15 protein-coding genes are annotated in these 20,484 nt (G+C 37.2%); all 15 read left to right on the top strand.

The genetic code is table 11. The features are described 5' to 3' along the window. Window positions 1-324 precede the first annotated feature (324 nt). The 15 genes from H6W52_RS00670 (at window position 325) to ilvC (ending at window position 20,466) form a co-directional block, all read left to right on the top strand. Window positions 325-3,051: a SusC/RagA family TonB-linked outer membrane protein gene (locus H6W52_RS00670; RefSeq protein ID WP_116098175.1), complete on the top strand. Its 2,727-nt coding sequence runs from the start codon at window positions 325-327 to the stop codon at window positions 3,049-3,051. Window positions 3,052-3,056: 5 nt separating this feature from the next. Then, window positions 3,057-4,640, top strand: a complete 1,584-nt coding sequence (locus H6W52_RS00665) for a RagB/SusD family nutrient uptake outer membrane protein (RefSeq protein WP_116098173.1) — start codon at window positions 3,057-3,059, stop codon at window positions 4,638-4,640. A 19-nt stretch (window positions 4,641-4,659) separates the two neighbouring features. Further along, complete coding sequence (locus tag H6W52_RS00660; RefSeq protein ID WP_116098171.1) at window positions 4,660-5,739, top strand: SusE domain-containing protein; 1,080 nt, start codon at window positions 4,660-4,662, stop codon at window positions 5,737-5,739. Window positions 5,740-5,841: 102 nt separating this feature from the next. Beyond that, window positions 5,842-8,001 (top strand): glycoside hydrolase family 97 protein, encoded by a 2,160-nt coding sequence (locus H6W52_RS00655; RefSeq protein ID WP_116098169.1) that lies wholly within the window; start codon window positions 5,842-5,844, stop codon window positions 7,999-8,001. Window positions 8,002-8,058: 57 nt separating this feature from the next. After that, window positions 8,059-8,538 carry a DoxX family protein gene (locus H6W52_RS00650; protein WP_076393441.1) on the top strand — a complete coding sequence of 160 codons (480 nt, stop codon included), beginning with the start codon at window positions 8,059-8,061 and terminating at the stop codon, window positions 8,536-8,538. Further along, window positions 8,535-8,894 carry a hypothetical protein gene (locus H6W52_RS00645; RefSeq protein WP_116098167.1) on the top strand — a complete coding sequence of 120 codons (360 nt, stop codon included), beginning with the start codon at window positions 8,535-8,537 and terminating at the stop codon, window positions 8,892-8,894. The genes H6W52_RS00650 and H6W52_RS00645 overlap by 4 nt, the downstream gene beginning before the upstream one ends. A 33-nt stretch (window positions 8,895-8,927) precedes the next feature. Then, the gene (locus H6W52_RS00640; protein ID WP_116098165.1) at window positions 8,928-10,781 is read left to right on the top strand and encodes a glycoside hydrolase family 13 protein; all 1,854 of its coding nucleotides are present in this window, start codon (window positions 8,928-8,930) and stop codon (window positions 10,779-10,781) included. A gap of 99 nt (window positions 10,782-10,880) precedes the next feature. Continuing rightward, on the top strand, window positions 10,881-11,393 hold the full coding sequence (locus H6W52_RS00635) for a nuclear transport factor 2 family protein (RefSeq protein WP_116098163.1): 513 nt from the start codon (window positions 10,881-10,883) through the stop codon (window positions 11,391-11,393). Then, window positions 11,393-12,895, top strand: a complete 1,503-nt coding sequence (locus H6W52_RS00630) for an MFS transporter (RefSeq protein ID WP_116098161.1) — start codon at window positions 11,393-11,395, stop codon at window positions 12,893-12,895. Before H6W52_RS00635 ends, H6W52_RS00630 begins: the two co-directional genes overlap by 1 nt. Then, a complete protein-coding gene (locus H6W52_RS00625; protein ID WP_116098159.1) occupies window positions 12,864-13,100 on the top strand; it encodes a hypothetical protein in 237 nt (78 codons plus the stop codon). Before H6W52_RS00630 ends, H6W52_RS00625 begins: the two co-directional genes overlap by 32 nt. Before the next feature lie 607 nt (window positions 13,101-13,707). Further along, the gene (locus tag H6W52_RS00620; RefSeq protein ID WP_116098157.1) at window positions 13,708-14,610 is read left to right on the top strand and encodes a branched-chain amino acid transaminase; all 903 of its coding nucleotides are present in this window, start codon (window positions 13,708-13,710) and stop codon (window positions 14,608-14,610) included. Continuing rightward, window positions 14,603-16,288: a dihydroxy-acid dehydratase gene (ilvD, locus tag H6W52_RS00615; protein WP_116098155.1), complete on the top strand. Its 1,686-nt coding sequence runs from the start codon at window positions 14,603-14,605 to the stop codon at window positions 16,286-16,288. Before H6W52_RS00620 ends, ilvD begins: the two co-directional genes overlap by 8 nt. 22 nt (window positions 16,289-16,310) lie before the next feature. Further along, entirely contained in the window at window positions 16,311-18,050 is a 1,740-nt protein-coding gene (gene ilvB, locus H6W52_RS00610; RefSeq protein ID WP_116098218.1) for a biosynthetic-type acetolactate synthase large subunit, read from the top strand. Window positions 18,051-18,060: 10 nt separating this feature from the next. Continuing rightward, window positions 18,061-18,651 carry an acetolactate synthase small subunit gene (ilvN, locus tag H6W52_RS00605; RefSeq protein WP_076393459.1) on the top strand — a complete coding sequence of 197 codons (591 nt, stop codon included), beginning with the start codon at window positions 18,061-18,063 and terminating at the stop codon, window positions 18,649-18,651. 333 nt (window positions 18,652-18,984) lie between these two features. Beyond that, complete coding sequence (gene ilvC, locus H6W52_RS00600; RefSeq protein ID WP_116098153.1) at window positions 18,985-20,466, top strand: ketol-acid reductoisomerase; 1,482 nt, start codon at window positions 18,985-18,987, stop codon at window positions 20,464-20,466. Window positions 20,467-20,484 lie beyond the last annotated feature (18 nt).

The raw sequence follows: 20,484 nt of genomic DNA, 5'->3' as shown, positions 1-20,484 counted from the left end.
AAGTTTTAGGGTGCAAAGATAAGGATTATCCTTGAAAATCTGATATTGTCAGTATTTTGAAGCTTTTCGGGCAATTTAAGGATGTCAAATATTACATTTAGTTAAACGAATGTTTAACTTTTTGTTAATTTTAAACCAGTGTTATGTATTGCATATTTTAATTTAACAGTTTGAAAAATAATAGTTTAACTTAAATGGATCGTTTAATATACATAAATTTATGTTAATTTTAAATAAATTTATCATAATTATAATTTTTTTATAAATTGCAACGCAAGCAGTAATGCTTATTTAACAAGAACGAAACTATATAAAAGAAATATTGTGAAAAACTTTACAACGGTATTAAAAATTGCACCTGCATTTTTATTAGCAAGTACAATGATTCATGCTCAAACAAAAGACTCTGCTACGAAAGAAAAAAAGATAGAAGAGGTTGTTTTGATTGGGTATGGTAAACAGAAGAAAACGGATCTTACAGGAGCAATTACTTCTGTTACAGCGAAAGATTTTAATGGAGGAGCCACTTCTCCGGGACAGCTTATTCAAGGTAAAACACCGGGTGTTCAAATTACAAGTAATAGTGGAGCTCCAGGTGCAGGAACGTCAATTCGTGTACGTGGTATTTCCTCATTAACAGGTAATAATACTCCTTTGATTGTTATTGATGGTGTACCTCAGGATTTTGTAGGAATAAGTGGAGCTTCTGATCCTCTATCCCTCATAAATCCAAATGATATTCAGAGCTTCGATATCTTAAAAGATGCATCTTCTACTGCAATTTATGGTAACAGAGCTTCGAATGGTGTTATTTTAATTACAACAAAGCAAGGTTCTGCAGGAAAATTAAAAATTAACTTCTCAACCCTAGCTTCTGTATCTGAAAAGATGGGGAATGTAGATGTTTTAGATGCGGATGCTTTTAGAAATTTTGTAAATACTTATGCACCTAACAGTTATAAATCTCGATTAGGGAGTGCTAATACAAACTGGCAGGATCAGATATACAGACAAGGATGGGGAACAGATAATAATCTTTCTCTTACAGGAGGAATTAAAGGATTGCCTTATCGTCTATCTGTCGGTTACAATGAACAGAATGGTATTGTAAGAACAAATTCATTTAGAAGAACATCATTAGGTATAAATTTAAATCCTAAATTTCTTGATAATCATTTAACGGTAAATGTAAATGCAAAAGGAACATTTACAGATAATCAATTTCCTGCCGGAGGAGTAATTGGTGATGCAACTTATTTTGACCCAACCCAGCCTGTTTATTCGGGCAATTCTAATTATGGGGGATATTATGAATGGTTATTAAATGGGGCTTTAAATGTGAACGGAACTCCAAATCCTTTAGCAAAGCTTGAAGCAACAAGAGATATATCGTCTGTTGTGAGAGGTTTAGGAAATATTCAGCTTGATTATAAGTTACATTTTCTACCAGATTTGCATTTTAATGTAAACGCGGGCTACGATTATAGTAAAAGTAATGGGTCAACTACAATAAACCCATTATATAAAGTAGGTTTTGCAAATAAAGGATCTTACAGAGAATATAGTCAGGAGAAAAAGAACAGTTTATTAGAAACTTTCCTAAGCTATACTAAAAATATTACTGCCATAGATACTAATGTGGATATTGTTGGTGGATATTCTTATCAGGATTTTAGAAATTATGTACCTTTTGCACCAACATTTACAGGGGTAAATCCTCCAACGGTGGGAAATAACTATGAAGACAGAAAAGTTCTGGTTTCTTTTTATGGTCGTGGAATTTTTACTATTGCTAATAAGTATATTATTTCGGCTTCTGTAAGAAGAGATGGTTCTTCAAGATTCTATAATGGATCAACAGATAATCTTTGGGGTGTTTTTCCAGGTGTTTCTGTAGCTTGGAAAATTAATGAAGAAGGTTTCTTAAAAAATATTTCTGCAATTTCTAATTTAAAGTTGAGAGCAGGATGGGGAAAAACGGGTAATCAGGAAATCACAGGTGGTACATATCCTGCATATGCCGCATATAATCCAAGCCAGAGTGGAGCCTCCTATCAATTTGGCAATCAATATTATTTCATGTATAGACCTAATATTTATAATCCCAATCTAAAATGGGAAACCACAACAACAAAAAGTTTAGGTTTAGATTTTGGGTTTGCAAAAAACAGAATATATGGTTCTTTTGATGTATATCAGAAAAAGACTGAAGATCTGATTTTGGATTCTCCTATCGCTGCAGGAGATTTAAGTAACCATAATATTCTGAATGTAGGAAATATGAAAACAAATGGTATTGAAGGTTCAATAACTTTTGTTCCGGTAAAAACTGAGAAAACAACTTGGGAATTTTCTTTTAATGCAACACATTATGATTCAAAAATTACAAAGCTGGTAAATGGTGCTGATGATAGTTTTAACTTACCTGTAGGAGGAATTACAGGAGGAGTAGGTAATACAATTCAAGCTCATGCAGTAGGTTATCAGCCATACTCTTTTTATGTGTATCAACAGGTTTATGACAATAATGGAAAACCTTTAGATGGTGTGTATGTAGATAGAAACGGAGATGGTGTTATTAACGCAAAAGATATGTATTATTACAAATCAACACAACCGGATGCTATTTTAGGGTTTAATACAAAATTAACACATAATAACTGGGATTTTGGGTTTAGCGCAAGAGCTGTTTTAGGAAATTATGTTTACAATAATGCTGCATCTAACAGTTCATTACAATCTGCTGCAACAAATGATTATTTACAAAATGTATACTCTACAACTCCTGATTATAAATTCTCTCTTCCAAGATATCTTTCGGATATTTTTATAGAGAATGCATCTTTCTTCCGATTGGATAATGTAAATGTCGGATATAATTTTAAAGACTTTATGTACAAAGGAAGTAATTTAAGAATATATGGAATGGCGCAAAATGTTTTTGTGATTACCAAATATTCTGGGGTAGATCCTGAGATTTTTGGAAATATTGATAATGGATATTATCAGATGCCAAAAGTGTATTCATTAGGTCTTAATTTTCAATTTTAATAAGTATGAAAAGAATAAAATTTAACAAAATAAATACAGCAGTAGTACTTTTTGGTCTACTTACTACAACTTCGTGTGTTAATGATCTTGAACAGTCTCCTATTACAGATGTAACCTCTGTAAGTGTCTTTAAGGATTTTGCAAATTACCCTAATGCCTTAGCAAAAGTGTATGGAGGCTTTGCAAATGGAGGTCAGGAATCAGGTGGAGGAAATGCCGATATCAATGGTATTGATGGGAATTTTTCTCAATACACCAGACAGCTTTTTACAATGCAAAACTTGCCAACAGATGAAGCTGTTATCGCATGGAATGATGGTACTTTGCAAACAATTCATAAGATGACTTGGGACTCTCAAAATGAATTTATCAGTGCTTTATACTATAGAATATATACTGAAATTGCATTTTGTAATGAATTTTTGAGAAATGTTACCGATGAAAAACTGGCTTCAAATAATATTACAGGAGCTAATCTTACGGAAGCAAAATATATGAGAGCTGAAGTACGTTATCTTAGAGCATTATCTTATTATCATGCACTTGATCTATTTGGTAATGTTCCATTTGTAAAAGAAGATTACCTACCTGGATCAATAAGTCCGCCACCAAGAATTACGAGAGCAGAACTTTTCAATTTTGTAGAATCTGAATTAAAAGATGTAGAAGGTCAACTTAAAGATCCAAAAACAAATGCATACGCAAGAGCTGATAAAGCGGCTGCATGGTCTTTATTAGCCAGATTATATTTAAATTCTGGAGTTTATAATGGTTCAAATCATTATACAGATTGTATTACTTATTGTAATAAAGTTATTCAGGCTGGATATTCTTTAAAAACCAAATACGGAGATTTATTTTTAGCTGATAACGACAAAAATAATCCTGAAGTAATTTTGCCTATTGCATTTGACGGACAGAGAATTCAAACATATGGAGGAACTACTTATATGGTACATGCTGCAGTAGGAGGTAGTATGCCTGCTTCACAGTTTGGAATCAATGGCGGTTGGGGAGGTCTTAGAACTACAAAGGCTTTCGTAAATTTATTTGCCGGCAACAGTTCCGATCAAAGAGGTAATTTTTATACAAACGGTCAAAATCTGGAAATTAATGATCTGGGAACCTTTACAGACGGATATGGTTTTATTAAATATAAAAATGTAACCAGTAGTGGTGTTGCAGGATCTGATAATGCAGGTAACTTTGTAGATTCAGATATTGCAGTTTTTAGATTAGCAGATATCTATCTAATGTATGCGGAAGCAACATTAAGAGGTGGTTCTGGCGGAAATCTTACTACGGCAATTGGATATGTTAATGCACTTAGAACCAGAGCAGGAGCAAGCACTGTAGGATCTATCAATACAGATTATATACTTGATGAAAGAGGAAGAGAGCTTTCATGGGAATTTACCAGAAGAACAGATTTAATCAGATACGGTAAATTTACAACAGCTTCATATTTATGGCCTTGGAAAGGTGGGGTAAAAGATGGTAAAGCGGTAGAAGATTTTAGAAATCTTTATCCTATTCCGGCTAAAGATATTATTGCGAATCCAAATTTAATTCAGAATCCTGGATATTAACAAAAAACACTTTTTAAAAATGAGACATTTATTTAAAATATTCACACTGTTTGCAGTAGCATTTATTATTTCTTCTTGTGAAAAAGATGAAGATTTAGCTGTTGTAAACGATGGGACGGATCCAACAGTTTCTGCAAATAAAACTTCAGTTGTTTTAATCAATAATCAGTCTGCCAATGAGGCTGTTGCATTTAATTGGGTAAACTCAGATTTTGGGGTTCCTATTCAAATTACTAATCAATTGCAGTTTGCGCTTAAGGGAACTAATTTTGCAGCTCCAAAAATTGTTGAGCTTTCAGCAGGAGCTAAATCCTACAGTATGATTGGAAACGATCTTAACAATATAATTTTAGGATTAGGAGTAACTTCTGTCACAGCTACAGATATTGAGGTTAGGATAAAGTCAACGGCTGTTGGTAAAACTCACTATTCAAATGTAATTTCATTAAAAGTTACACCATTTATTAATGGTCCTATTTATACTTATACAGATCTATACTTAATAGGTGATGCTACAGCAGGAGCATGGGACAACGTGGCGACAAATGCAAAAATTTATCCGTTACTAAAATCATCAGACCCAAATATCTATACTTACACAGGCTATTTTGCACAGGGAGGATTTAAAATTATTAAAACTCCAGGAGCTTGGGATCCACAGTACGGAATGGGTTCGTCTGCAGGAGTATTAAGTACAAGTGGTGGTTCTGGAAATATTACTATTACTGGTTCAGGATATTATAAAGTTACTATCAATATTTCTTCTTTAACATATACCGTTACGGCTGTAACACCTTCAACAACTACATATACATCTATTTCTTTAATTGGTCCTGCAGCCGGAGGATGGTCTACAGATTTAGATTTAGAAAAGTCTACTTTTGATCCTCATGTATGGGTGAAGAAAAATGTAATGCTAAGTTCTGGAGAATTTAAATTCAGAGCTAATCATGATTGGGGAACAAACTGGGGATTATCTCAGCAGTACTTTGGAACAGCGTTATTGGGTGGAGGAAATATCCCTTTAGCAACAACATTTAATTATAATGTCTATTTTAATGATATGACAGGTGATTTCTCTGTAATTCCAGCGAACTAATTAAATCATGTTTCCAATAATAATTTTAAATTGAATTTTACATAGCAAAGTGTTGCTTTTCGGCAACACTTTCTTTATTTTTAAAGTCTATAAATAGTCATTATGAAGAAAATTACAGCAGGAGCAATCATGCTCTCTATGATGTTTGCGGGTGTTAATGCACAATCTTTAAAATCGCCGGATGGGAAATTCGAAATGGATTTCCAGTTGAAACAGGGCGTACCTTATTACAATCTTAAATATAACGGGAAAACGATCGTCGAAGATTCCAAATTGGGACTCAGATTATTTAAAGATACTTCAATAAAATTTGCCTCAGAAATTGCAAAACCGGAAGATGTAAAATTCGATCTCAACAACGGTTTTACCAAAGTGGATGAAAAACGTGATGCTAAAAACGAAACGTGGCAGCCGGTTTTAGGAGAAAAGAAAAACTATATCAATCATTACAATGAATTGGCGGTGACGCTTAATCAGACTTCCACAGACAGAAATATCGTGGTGAAATTCAGACTGTTTAATGATGGTTTAGGTTTCAGATATGAATTTCCTCAGCAGAAAAATCTCAACTATTTCGTAATCAGAGAAGAAGATTCTGAAATTGATTTTCCGACAGATATGAAATCCTGGTGGATTGTTGCAGATTATGATTCTCAGGAATACCAGTATCAGGAAACAAAACTTTCTGAAATCCCTGCAAGATGGCCGAAAGCTGCAGATGCAAACGCTTCTCAGACTTTAATTAAAAATGCGGTTCAGTCTCCGGTAATGTTGAAGCAGGAAGGAAAAGAACCATTGTACATCAACGTTGCGGAAGCTGCTGTTTTAGACTATCCTGCCTCTCATCTTGAAGTAGATGCCCAGAATTTTAAATTCAAAACACATCTTACAGCAGACCGACAGGGTGCGAAAGGTTACATTCAGACTCCTTCCGTAACTCCCTGGAGAACCATTATCGTTGCTCCGAAAGCGGAAGATGTGATGGATTCAAAAATGCTATTTAACCTTAACGAGCCAACAAAATATACCGATACTTCTTACATCCACCCAACAAAATACATGGGAGTATGGTGGGAAATGATCATCGGAAAATCTCAGTGGGCTTACGGACAGCCGGAATCTAATGTACGTCTTGGTGTAACAGATTTTTCTAAACTTACACCTAACGGAAAACACGGCGCCAACAATACAAAAGTGAAAGAATATATAGATTTCGCAGCAGAAAATGGTTTTCAGGGACTTTTAATTGAAGGCTGGAATGTTGGTTGGGAAGACTGGTTCGGTCACTCAAAAGAATTTGTTTTCGATTTCATCACTCCTTATCCTGACTTCGACATCAAGATGTTAAACGATTACGCACATTCCAAAGGCATCAAACTGATCATGCACCACGAAACTTCAGGTTCTGCAACGAACTACGAAAGATGGGCAGACAAAGCATATCAGTTAATGAACAAGTACGGTTATGATGCCGTGAAAACTGGGTACGTAGGAGACATGATTCCAAGAGGAGAACATCATTATTCTCAATGGACAATCAACCATTTTTACAGAATTGCTGAAAAAGCAAATGAATATAAGATTATGGTAAACTCCCATGAATCTGTTCGTCCGACAGGAGAAAGCAGAACATATCCAAACTATATCTCTGCGGAAGCAGCGCGTGGAACGGAATATGAAGCTTTCGGAGGAAACAATCCGGATCATCAGACCATTCTTCCGTTTACAAGATGGATGGGAGGTTCGATGGATTATACCCCGGGAATTTTCCAGACAAAACTGGATTACTATTTCCCTGGAGACAAGCGTTTCGTAAAAACAACTTTAGTAAAACAGTTAGCGCTTTATGTGGTAATGTATATGCCTCTTCAGATGGCGGCAGATTTGCCTGAAAATTACAAAAAGCATATGGACGCCTTCCAGTTTATCAAAGATGTTGCAGCAGACTGGGACGATACAAAAATTTTATCGGCAGAACCGGGAGATTACATCATCACGGCAAGAAAAGCAAAAGGAACTGAAAACTGGTTCGTGGGCGGAATTACCGATGAAAACAAACGTGATTACACTGTAGATTTTTCTTTCTTAGACAAAGGAAAAAAATATGAAGCTACGATTTACGAAGATGGAAAAGATGCGGATTACATCAACAATCCTCAAAGCTATAACATCTACAAAAAAGAAATCACAAGCAAATCTAAAATTAATTTTAAAATGGTACGAAGCGGAGGTTTTGCCATCTCTATCAAACCTGTAAAATAATTTTAATAAACTAAAAACCTTACAGATTTTCTGTAGGGTTTTTTAACACCTGTTCCTATGATAAAGAGAATTTTTACCCCCATTCAGATGCCATTTTGGTGGCAGGATCTGCTGTTTGCTGTTCCAAGAATAGTTTGCGGATATTTACTGACGAGCGACTTCGGTGCAGCAAAATTCGGTTTGCCGTGGTCTCCCGCAGACAATAATTTGAAATTTTTTGAAGTGGCTTTCTGGTTTCCGAATGATGTCGCAGAATATGGTGGTATTTTCGCCATGTTTCCTGCGTTTTTTGCTTGGATGGGAGCATTCAGTGAAGCAGTGGGCGGAATTTTTTTATTGTTAGGATTATTAACAAGACCTTTTGCAGTGCTTATTTTCATTACCATGTTTGTCGCTGCATTTTTTCAGCAGATGAATCAGGGAGTCTGGAATATGCTTCCTGCAATGGGAATGATGTGGGTGAGCTTATTTTATAGTATTTTAGGCTCCGGAAGATTTGGGTTAGATTATATAATTGCTAAAAAAATGATCCGATGAAAAAATTAGTATTTCTTATAACCTCCTGTTTTCTGATGTTCAGTTGTGTTCAGAAAGCCTATAAGCAGACTGTAATTTATACAATTGAGATTCCGGATTCTGAAGGAGTTACCTTTGTAGGAATCAGAGGGAATGACCAACCTTTGAATTGGGATCAGGATATGGAGCTTAAAAAAATTAATAATAAAGGTTTTTATCAGGTAAAAGTCACTTATCTTACAGGATATAAATTTACTGAAGTAAAATTTACCCGCAACGGAGAATATGAACTTCAGAATATGCCTAATCGGAGAATTGAGTTTAATCCTTCTGGAGTTACCCAATACAAAGCCGTTTTTAATCAGCCACTAAAATAAACACTAAAATCACTCATATTATATTAAAAAAATATGCATCATAAACTTTTTTACGTAACAACGCTTTGTGCATCGTCTTTATTTTTTTCACAGATTCAGAAAGTAGAACCTGCATTCTGGTGGAAAGGAATGAAAAATCCGGAACTTCAGATTCTGGTATACGGAAAAGATATTGCCAAAAACGAAATTGAACTTTCAGACGGAGTTCAGATCAAAGATGTCCAGAAAGTTGAAAATCCAAACTATATTTTCGTAACCGTTAATACCAATGAAATTAACGTTCCGAAATTTAACATCAACGTAAAAAGCGGAAAGAAAAAGTTAGGTTCTTACACGTATGAACTGAAGCAGAGAAATCCAAATTCAGCAAACAGAGAATCATACTCTTCCAAAGACGTGATGTACCTCATCATGCCTGATCGTTTCGCAAATGGCGATGAAAAAAACGACTCCAGCTCCAATTTAACCGAAAAAGCAAACCGAAATCTTCCTAACGGCAGACACGGAGGAGATCTGCGCGGAATCATCAACAATTTAGATTATATTCAGAACCTTGGAGCAACAGCAGTCTGGCTTACTCCCGTTAATGAGGACAACGAAAAAGTATATTCCTACCACGGATATGCACAGACCGATTTATACAAGATCGATGAACGTTACGGAACCAACGAAGAGTATAAAGAACTTTCCCAAAAACTGAATCAGAGAAAAATGAAACTCGTGATGGATTATGTAACCAATCATTGGGGAGTTTCGCACTGGATGATCAAAGATTTGCCTACAAAAGACTGGATTCACTGGTTCAGTGATGGAGAAAATGGTTTTAAACGTTCCAACTATAAAACAACCACTCAGTTTGATACAAACGCTTCTGAGGTAGATAAAAAATTAGCTTTAGACGGATGGTTTGATACGACAATGCCGGATATTAATCAGAAAAATCCATTGGTTTTAAAATATTTGACTCAGAATGCAATCTGGTGGATCGAGTATGCCGAATTGGGCGGTTTTCGGGTAGATACCTATCCTTACAATGACAAAGATGCCATGGCAAAATGGGCAAAAGCCATTACAGATGAATATCCTAATTTCAATATTGTAGGAGAAGCATGGCTGTATTCCAGCGCACATATCGCAGCATGGCAAAAAGATTCTAAAATAGGAGAGGCAGCAAATTATAATTCAAATCTTCCTTCCGTAATGGATTTTACATTATATTCTGATCTGCCGAAAGCCTTGAAAGAAAAAGACGGTTGGGATTCCGGAATGGTAAAATTATACAATGTGTTTACCAGCGATTTCCTGTATCCGAACATCAACAACCTTTTGGTGTTTTTTGAAAATCACGATACCGAAAGATTCAACGAAGTTTTCAACGGAAATCCTTCGGAATATAAACTGGCAATGACCTTAATATCAACAGTTCGCGGAATTCCACAGCTGTATTACGGTTCTGAAGTGGGAATGCGCGGCGACAAAAACAAAGGGGGCGATGCAGACATCAGAAGAGATTTTCCGGGCGGCTGGAAATCAGATAAGATCAATGCTTTCAATCCTTCGTCTCAGACTCCTGAACAAAAAGAATTTTACGATTTTACCCAGAAGTTGCTCAACTGGAGAAAAGGCAAAGAAGTCATTCATACAGGAAAAACAAAGAATTTTGTTCCGCAGAATAATGTTTTTGTGTATTTTAGATACAACGAAAAAGAAAGCGTAATGGTCATTTTAAATAATAATGATGCGGAACAAACGATAGACGTGAAGCATTTCGCAGAATCTCTGAACGGTTTTTCAAAAGGGAAAGACATCATTTCCGGCAAAGAATTTCCGGTAAAGGACAATTTTAAAATTCCTGCAAAATCATCAATGGTTATTGAATTGAATTAAAACACGGATAACCCAAATTTTTCACAAATTTCATACTAAAATCATTAGTGTCATTCGTGAAAAAATTAGTGTCGCTTGTGTTTAAAAATAAAATTATACATGAAAAAAACAACAATATTCTTTACATTCATCCTATTTGTATTGAGTTTTACATCCATTTCTGCTCAGTCAAAATTCGGTAAGGAAAAAACAGAAATCGGAACCATGCTCGACGGATTTAATGTCGCGGCAGCAAAAGCAGATTTTAACACTTACTTTAATTATTTTGCCGACGAATCTGTTTTTATCGGGACAGATGCTACAGAAGTCTGGGACAAAAAAGCCTTTATGGTTTGGGCTAAACCCTATTTCGATAAAAAGAAAACATGGAATTTTACTTCCCTGAAAAGAAATATTTACTTCAGCAAAGACGGAAAACTGGCTTGGTTTGATGAATTACTAGATACCCAGATGAAAATCTGCCGCGGTTCAGGAGTAGTGGAAAAAATCAACGGAATCTGGAAAGTAAAACAGTACGTACTCTCTGTAACCGTTCCAAATGAAGTTGTAGACAAAGTTGTCGCTGAAAAAGCACCAATCGAAGAGATGTTAATCCAAAAACTGAAGAAATAATGGCAGAAATGGTAGGAAAAGCAGATGCAGGAAAATTTGGAAAAGTAAAAAAGCCGAATTTATCCATGGCTCAGATCATCAATATGAGCATGGGATTCTTGGGAATCCAGATGGCTTTTGGTCTGCAAAACGGAAACGCAAGCCGGATTTTGGCAAATTTCGGAGCCGATGTACATGAATTATCATGGTTTTGGCTCGTAGCACCGGTAACAGGATTAATCGTTCAGCCAATTATTGGTCACATGGGAGACAATACATGGAGTCCGCTGGGAAGAAGAAAACCTTACTTTTTAATAGGAGCCGTTTTATGCGCCATCGGATTGGTAATGCTTCCCAATGCCGCTTCTGCAACACAAATGATGGCTGCAAACGTTTTACTGATGGCGGTTATTTTTCTGGCCATGATGGATGCTTCTATCAATGTGGCAATGGAACCTTTCCGTGCTTTGGTGGGAGATATGCTGCCAAAACATCAGGCGACGATTGGTTTTTCTGTTCAGACAATTTTGATAGGAATTGGAGCGGTGATCGGTTCAGATTTACCAAATTGGTTGAGAAATTTAGATATGTATAAAATTATATTAAATGGCTTTTTAAAACAGTATTTTTCTTTTGGTTTTCCTCAATGGATCATAGATTTACATTTAAGTGTTTCTGGTGTTGCACCAAAAGGATTTGTTGCAGATAATGTCATCTATTCTTTTTACATCGGAGCAGCCGTCCTTATAATATCAATTTTATATACAATTATTACCACCAAAGAATATTCTCCTGAAGAATTTGCTTCATTTGAAGGCGGAAAAGAAATCGCAGAAGAAAAATCCAAAATGTCGGATATTTTCAAAGATTTTACCAATGCACCCTCACAGATGAAAAAACTGGGAATTGTTCAGTTTTTCTCATGGTTTGCATTATTTACCATGTGGGTTTTTACAACGAGTGCTTTGGCGACGCATCATTTCGGGCTTTCCCCGGAAGATACCCATTCAGCGGAATTTAATAAAGCCGGAGATTTAACGGGAAGCCTGTTCGGAAGTTATAATTTCTACGCCATTTTCTTTGCGTTTGCATTAACACCGATTGCTAAATTTATCGGTAAAAAACAGACTCACGCGCTGGCTTTGGCAAGTGGAGGTTTCGGGCTGATTTCCATGTACTTTATAAAAGACATAAATTACCTCTGGATTTCCATGGTCGGATTAGGTTTTGCATGGGCAAGTATTCTGGCAATGCCTTATGCGATGCTTATTGACTCAATTCCACAAAAGAAAATGGGCGTTTACATGGGAATTTTCAACTTTTTTATTGTAATTCCTCAAATCATTAACGGAGTTTTTGGAGGACCAATTGTTAGCAGAATTTTCGGTAAAATGGCAATAGATTATATTGTAGTGGGCGGAATCTGTATGGTTTTAGGAGCCGTTCTCACTCTTATTTTCGTTAAATCTGAACAAGACACCCCAAAAGAAATTGAAAAAGAAATTCAGCAGGTGCATTTCTGATAAAAAGAGATATACTTTAGTTGATTTTCTAAAATTACCCAAGTGCGGAATAAAGATTGTAAAAAACTTGTTTAAACTAATTTCAGAATTAACCGCAAAAGGGACAAAAGATAATGTTAAAGCGAATTTTCAGAATAATCAAAGCGCTCAAAAGAATAAAAATCAAAGATTTTTAAAAAACTATGGTGAGCTTTCTCATTTATAATCACCAACTTTAAATAAAAAAAATTGTAGATCTTTTGTGACTTTTGTGGTTAAATAAATTAAAATATAAAAGCAATAGCTTAACTCATTCACGTTAAATTAAGAATAATCAAAATTTAAACACTTTTTATCCCGAATTCAGTTTAAAATATAACTCTAAATCTACCGGATCCGGTAGATTTTTTTATTGATGACGGTAAAAATCAGGAAAACTTTAAAAATATAATCCCGATACACTGTCTTTAGGCAAATTTTAGACGTCGTATTTTTATTCCGCTTTACACTTTAACAATCAGTTGGTTATGAATTATTATGTTTTGATGAATATCGTAAAAAAGATCGGTTTTTATGGATTTTTGATAATTTTAGGGTAGAATTTTTACGAAAAAGTAAATATGTCTCAAAATTAGTTTATACATTTGTATCGTTAAATACAAGCAAAATGAATAACTCAATTATTATTCTTGTCATTCTTGTCATTATCGGGTTTCGGTGATGGGCAATGGGTTGTGATAATTTTTGAAATTGAAATAATACAGACCATTCTCATCACGAGGATGGTTTTTTGTTTAAAAGATACACCAAAATAAAAATTAAAACGATATAGAATGTATTACAATGACGACAGTGTTCTCTTCTTTGATGGAGAATATGTGAAAGCAAAAGAAGCAAAGACCGATTTGTACGGTCAATCATTACACTACGGATATGCGGTTTTTGAAGGCATTAAATCCTACAAAACAGCCAATGGAACCAAAATTTTTAAAGCAGAAGAACATTATGACAGACTGAGAAAATCAGCAGAAGCAATGCATATGCCTTTCCATTATTCTACTGAGGAAATGGTAGAGGCTACTTATAAACTATTGGAAATTAATAATTTGAGCAATGCCTATATCCGTCCTTTAGTTATTTGTTCTCCCAATATGTCCCTTTCAAAAGGACAGAAAAGCTACCTTGTCATTGAAGTATGGAATTGGGATAATGGTTATCTGGCAAACAAACTGAGAATTATGACCTCTTCCTTTCAGCGTCCTAACCCGAAAGCATTTAAAATAGAGGCTAAAGTAAGCGGACATTACGTAAATTCTATTCTGGCAAGTCAGGAAGCGAAAGATAAAGGATTTGATGAGGCTCTCGTTCTGGATGAAAAAGGAAATGTAGCAGAAAGCTCCGGCGCAAATGTATTCTATGAAAAAGACGGAAAACTATATACTCCTCAAAAAGGAAACATCTTGCCCGGTATTACAAGAGCCACAGTTTTCGAAATATGTAATCAGTTAGGGATTTCGTATGAAGAAAAATTATTTACACCGCAGGAAATGCAGGGTGCAGATGCGGCATTTTTCTGTGGAACAGCAGCAGAAATTGTCGCTGTGGAGTCTTTGAATGATATTCCTTTCAGAATGAATTGGGAAGACAGTTTATCAGCTAAAATTCAGCAGGCTTACCGTCATTTGGTCGTAGAAGAAAATTATTCATACCTGAAATTAAACCTGCAAAATGTGTAATACAGAACTGAACAAATACTCCAAAACCCTTACAAAAGACCCGACGCAGCCCGCAACTCAGGCAATGTTTTACGGTATTGGTTTTCAGAAAGAAGACTTCGACAAAGCACAGATCGGAATTGCAAGCATGGGTTATGATGGCAATACCTGCAATATGCATCTTAACAGCCTCGCTGAAATCGTGAAAAAAGGAGTGAAAGAACAGGATTTGGTGGGTTTAATGTTTCATACCATAGGAATAAGCGACGGAATGACCAATGGTACAGACGGAATGCGCTATTCCCTTGTAAGCCGTGATATTATTGCAGACTCCATAGAAACTGTATGCGCAGGACAGTATTACGACGGGCTCATCACCGTTCCCGGATGCGACAAAAATATGCCCGGTTCCCTCATTGCTATGGCAAGACTGAACCGACCTTCCATAATGGTCTATGGCGGAAGTATTGCTCCCGGACATTACAAAGGTCAGGATCTGAATATTGTTTCGGCTTTTGAGGCTTTGGGAAATAAAATTGCCGGAAAAATTTCAGAAGAAGACTTTCAGGGAGTCATTCAAAATTCCTGTCCGAGTGCAGGAGCTTGTGGCGGAATGTACACCGCAAATACCATGGCTTCTGCTATTGAAGCTCTGGGAATGAGTCTTCCGTATTCTTCTTCCTATCCGGCGCTCAGTCGCGAGAAGAAAGAAGAATGTCAATTTGCGGGACATTACATCAGAATTCTTTTGGAAAAAGACATCAAACCTTCCGATATCATGACACCAAAAGCCTTTGAAAATGCTTTGAGACTGATTATGATTTTAGGCGGAAGCACCAATGCTGTACTGCATTTTATTGCCATTGCAAAATCAATAGGATACAATTTGACTTTGGATGATTTTCAGCGGATCAGCGATGAAACACCGTTTCTGGCAGACCTCAAACCCAGCGGAAAATATCTTATGGAAGACCTTCACAAAGTAGGGGGAGTGCCTGCTGTAATGAAATATCTGCTGGATCTGGGATTGCTACACGGCGACTGTCTTACTGTAACAGGCAAAACCATTGCAGAAAATCTCGAACATGTCACCTCCATTATTGAAAGAGATCAGCATATTATTCACGATATCAGAAATCCCATCAAAGAAACAGGACATATCAGAATATTATATGGAAATCTTGCTGAGAAAGGATCAGTAGCCAAAATCACAGGTAAAGAAGGAAACTATTTCAGGGGAACAGCCATTGTATTTGATGGCGAAAAAGAATTCATCAAAGGAATTGAAGACAAAAAAATCAAAGAAGGAAACGTTGTCGTTATCAAAAACGAAGGTCCGAAAGGCGCTCCCGGAATGCCCGAAATGCTGAAGCCAACTTCCGCTTTAATGGGTTCCGGCTTAGGAAAAAATGTAGCACTGATAACAGACGGAAGATTCTCCGGAGGAACCCACGGTTTTGTTGTAGGACACATCACACCGGAAGCATTTGAAGGAGGACTGATTGGTCTTATACAGGACGGAGACCTCATCGAACTCGATGCAGAGAAAAATACCATCAATGCATTGTTGTCGGATGAAGAAATTACAAAAAGAAAAGCCGGTTTTCATCAGCCTGAATACAAAGTGAAAAGCGGAGTTCTTTATAAATATGCCAAATCTGTGGCAGATGCATCGCAGGGCTGCGTAACCGACCTGTAATCACAATTAAAATTGAAACATGATGAATACACTTGAAATAAATGAACAGAAAGATACCCGAAGTGCGGAAGCCATCGAAATATCAGGTTCCAAAGCAGTTTTAGAAGCTTTATTGCAGGAAAATGTAGACACTGTTTTCGGATATCCCGGAGGAGCAATCATGCCTATTTATGATGCTTTATACGATTATTCCGAAAAACTGAAACACATTCTCGTTCGTCACGAACAAGGCGCAATCCATGCAGCGCAGGGATTTGCAAGAGTATCAGGAAAAACAGGCGTTGTCTTTGCAACAAGTGGTCCCGGAGCCACCAATCTGGTGACAGGACTTGCAGATGCCATGATCGACAGTAACCCTGTAGTTTGCATTACAGGGCAGGTTTATGCTTCCTTGTTGGGAACAGATGCATTTCAGGAAACCGATGTTATCAATATCACCACACCGGTTACCAAATGGAACTATCAGGTTACCGATGCCACAGAAATTCCTGAAGCCATTGCCAAAGCATTTTACATTGCAGGCACCGGTCGTCCCGGTCCTGTTTTAATTGATATTACCAAAAATGCACAACTTCAGTTATTCGATTATTTGGGCTATAAAAAATGCACTCACATCCGAAGTTATCGTCCCGAACCCGAGATAAGAAAAGAATATATTGAAAAAGCAGCACAGCTCATTAATCAGGCCAAAAAGCCATTTGTTCTTTTCGGACAGGGAGTAATTCTGGGGAAAGCGGAAGAAGAATTAAAATCTTTTATTGAGAAAATTAATCTTCCGGCAGCAGCTACCGTAATGGGACTGAGCGCGTTGCCTACCCATCATAAATTGCACGTAGGAATGTTGGGAATGCATGGAAATTATGCCCCCAACGTAATGACGAATGAATGCGATGTATTGATCGCTGTAGGAATGCGTTTTGATGACCGCGTTACCGGACGTCTCGATAAATATGCAAAACAGGCAAAAGTAATTCACCTTGATATTGATCCCGCAGAAATTGATAAAAATGTAAAAACAACAGTTCCTGTTTGGGGCGACTGTAAAAAAACGCTCCCTTTATTGACAGCACTTCTCAAAGAAAACGACCACTCAGAATGGGTAGAGAAATTCCGTGAACTGGAAAAAGAAGAAATAAAAGAAGTCATACATAATGAACTGAATCCCACTACAGATGCCATGACGATGGGAGAAGTTATCAGAGTATTAAACGAGCTTACCAACGGAGAAGCCATTATCACAACAGACGTCGGTCAGCATCAGATGGTTGCTTGTCGATACGCCCAGTATAACCATTCAAAATCTAGTGTGACTTCCGGAGGACTGGGAACAATGGGATTTGGTTTGCCGGCTGCTATCGGAGCATGGTATGGCGCTCCCGAAAAAACAGTCGTGGCAATCATCGGGGATGGCGGATTTCAGATGACACTTCAGGAATTGGGAACGATTATGCAGTTTGGGGCAAAAGTGAAAATTCTCATCCTCAATAACGAGTTTTTGGGAATGGTGAGACAATGGCAGCAATTATTCCACGACAGACGTTACTCATTCGTAAATATTACAAGCCCCGATTTTGTGGCAGTTGCCAAAGGATATTACATTGAAGGTGAAAAAATATCCGAAAGAAAAGATTTAAAAGCTGCCCTCGAAAAAATGCTCAGTCATGATGGAGCATACCTTCTGGAAGTGATGGTGGGAAAAGAAAACAATGTATTTCCGATGGTAGCGCAGGGAACCTCAGTTTCGGAGATCAGACTAAAATAAAAAAAAGAAAATGGAAAAACAGGAATTTACCATCACATTATACACCGAAAATTCAGTGGGATTAATCGGCAGAATATCGGGAATATTCTCACGGAGAAAAATCAATATTGAGAGTCTGAATACCTCACCTTCAGAAGTAGAAGGCATTCACAGATTCACCATCGTTATCCAGGAGAACGAAGAAGTAGTGAGGAAACTCTGCCGGCAATTGGAAAAACAGATCGATGTAATGAAAGCCTATTACAATACAGACGATGAAATTGTATGGCAGGAACAGGCACTTTACAAAGTACCCGCAGATGTGGTTACCGAAAAAGTATATGTAGAGCGGCTGCTTCGGCAGTATGGCGCATCAACCGTAGTCATCCGTCAGGATTATATCGTTTTTGAAACAGCAGGACATCGTGAAGAAATAGACAGATTAACCGAAGAACTTAACAAATACGGTCTTATAGAATTTGTTCGCGGTGCCAGAATCGCCATCATTAAAAACAGCGCGGGAATCCACCAAAAAGTACTTCAGTTTGAAAATCGTGAACCCTCTCCGCATATCGTAGAAAATGAATATCTCGATAAGCGGGATGATGTTTTTACCATGTAACAGATCAGTCAAAAACATTTAAATCCTGAATTGAATTTGAATACAATGTTTTATTGTTTCAAAACATTCTTTCATTGTCCGTTTATTAACCTAAAGCTTCGACAGGCTCAGCTTGACATAGTTAAAAATCAAGCGTTTAGTATTAGAGGTGTCACACTGAGCTTGTCGAAGTGCCTGTTATAAATAATTGATTTTTATATCAGTGCATAGTAATAGGTTGTTTAACGGATATTCAAAAAACATTCAAAACAAAACCTAAAATAAAAATATTAATCCTGAAAAGTAGTTACAGTAAACATTTTACTTAATACTTTTTACATTTTACCCAAAAATATGGCAAATTACTTCAATACCTTATCACTAAGAGAAAAATTGCATCAGCTTGGACAGGCAGAATTTATGGACAGTACAGAATTTTCCGATGGTGTAGCAGCTTTAAAAGGAAAAAAAATAGTAATCGTCGGATGTGGCGCTCAGGGACTTAATCAGGGGCTTAACTTAAGAGACAGCGGACTAGATGTTTCCTACGCCCTCAGAAAAGAAGCCATCGACGAAAAAAGAGACTCATGGAAAAATGCCACAGAAAACAGCTTTCACATAGGAACTTATCAGGAACTTATTCCCACGGCAGATTTAGTCATCAATTTAACCCCCGATAAACAGCATACTTCCGTAATCAACACCGTACAGCCACTCATGAAAGAAGGAGCTACATTGTCCTATTCCCACGGATTCAACATCGTAGAAGAAGGAATGCAGATCCGTAAAGACCTCACCGTAATCATGGTTGCCCCAAAATGTCCCGGTTCCGAAGTCCGTGCAGAATACCTTCGAGGTTTTGGAGTACCCACACTTATTGCCGTACATCCCGAAAATGATCCTCAGGGAAAAGGATGGGCAGAAGCAAAAGCCTATTGTGTGGCAACTGGCGGACATAAAGCAGGAGTATTAAAATCATCCTTTGTGGCAGAAGTAAAATCAGATTTAATGGGAGAACAGACCATTTTATGCGGACTTTTGCAGACTGGCTCCATTCTTTCCTTTGACAAAATGGTAGAAAAAGGTATTGATGCAGGTTATGCTTCCAAGCTCGTTCAATACGGCGTTGAGGTGATCACAGAAGCACTGAAACACGGCGGTGTGAGCGGAATGTTAGACCGACTTTCCAATCCTGCAAAAATCAAAGCATTTGAACTTTCCGAAGAATTGAAACACATCATGCGCCCGCTTTTCCAGAAACATCAGGATGATATCATCTCCGGAGAATTCTCCAAAACCATGATGCAGGACTGGGAAAACGGAGATGCCAACCTTTTGAAATGGCGTGCGGAAACCGGCGAAACAGCCTTTGAAAAAACTCCGGCGGGAGACGTTAAAATCTCCGAACAGGAATATTTCGATCATTATCTCCTCATGTCCGCATTCATAAGAGCAGGCGTAGAACTCGCTTTCGAAACCATGGTGGAAGCAGGAATAAAACCGGAATCTGCCTATTACGAATCCCTGCACGAAGCTCCCCTCATTGCCAATACCATCGCCAGAAAAAAACTATTCGAGATGAACCGCGTGATTTCCGATACCGCAGAATATGGCTGTTACCTCTTCGATCAGGCTTGTAAACCCCTTTTGGCAGACTTCATGAAAAAAGTAGATACAGACCTCGCAGGAAAAAACTTCAACGAAGGAAAAGACGCGTCCGTAGACAATGCGCAATTGGTTCACGTTAACGACACCCTCAGAAACCATCCGGTAGAAACGGTCGGCAGAAAACTTCGTCAGGCAATGACGGCAATGAAATCCATAAAAACCGTATAAAAATTTTTTGGGGCAGCT

Source organism: Chryseobacterium sp. C2(2020), from assembly GCF_014218915.1.
Lineage (GTDB): Bacteria > Bacteroidota > Bacteroidia > Flavobacteriales > Weeksellaceae > Chryseobacterium > Chryseobacterium mucoviscidosis.
Note: the sequence above shows the minus strand (reverse complement) of the source record. Positions and strands in the feature narration are given on the sequence as shown.

What these genes read in the sequence shown, in the direction of transcription:
- ilvD (WP_116098155.1), top strand. Translation starts at nt 14,603, where the DNA reads ATGTGTAATACAGAACTGAACAAATACTCCAAAACCCTTACAAAAGAC.
- ilvB (WP_116098218.1), top strand. Translation starts at nt 16,311, where the DNA reads ATGAATACACTTGAAATAAATGAACAGAAAGATACCCGAAGTGCGGAA.
- H6W52_RS00650 (WP_076393441.1), top strand. Translation starts at nt 8,059, where the DNA reads ATGATAAAGAGAATTTTTACCCCCATTCAGATGCCATTTTGGTGGCAG.
- H6W52_RS00630 (WP_116098161.1), top strand. Translation starts at nt 11,393, where the DNA reads ATGGCAGAAATGGTAGGAAAAGCAGATGCAGGAAAATTTGGAAAAGTA.
- H6W52_RS00665 (WP_116098173.1), top strand. Translation starts at nt 3,057, where the DNA reads ATGAAAAGAATAAAATTTAACAAAATAAATACAGCAGTAGTACTTTTT.
- H6W52_RS00645 (WP_116098167.1), top strand. Translation starts at nt 8,535, where the DNA reads ATGAAAAAATTAGTATTTCTTATAACCTCCTGTTTTCTGATGTTCAGT.
- H6W52_RS00660 (WP_116098171.1), top strand. Translation starts at nt 4,660, where the DNA reads ATGAGACATTTATTTAAAATATTCACACTGTTTGCAGTAGCATTTATT.
- ilvN (WP_076393459.1), top strand. Translation starts at nt 18,061, where the DNA reads ATGGAAAAACAGGAATTTACCATCACATTATACACCGAAAATTCAGTG.
- H6W52_RS00620 (WP_116098157.1), top strand. Translation starts at nt 13,708, where the DNA reads ATGTATTACAATGACGACAGTGTTCTCTTCTTTGATGGAGAATATGTG.
- H6W52_RS00640 (WP_116098165.1), top strand. Translation starts at nt 8,928, where the DNA reads ATGCATCATAAACTTTTTTACGTAACAACGCTTTGTGCATCGTCTTTA.
- ilvC (WP_116098153.1), top strand. Translation starts at nt 18,985, where the DNA reads ATGGCAAATTACTTCAATACCTTATCACTAAGAGAAAAATTGCATCAG.
- H6W52_RS00635 (WP_116098163.1), top strand. Translation starts at nt 10,881, where the DNA reads ATGAAAAAAACAACAATATTCTTTACATTCATCCTATTTGTATTGAGT.
- H6W52_RS00655 (WP_116098169.1), top strand. Translation starts at nt 5,842, where the DNA reads ATGAAGAAAATTACAGCAGGAGCAATCATGCTCTCTATGATGTTTGCG.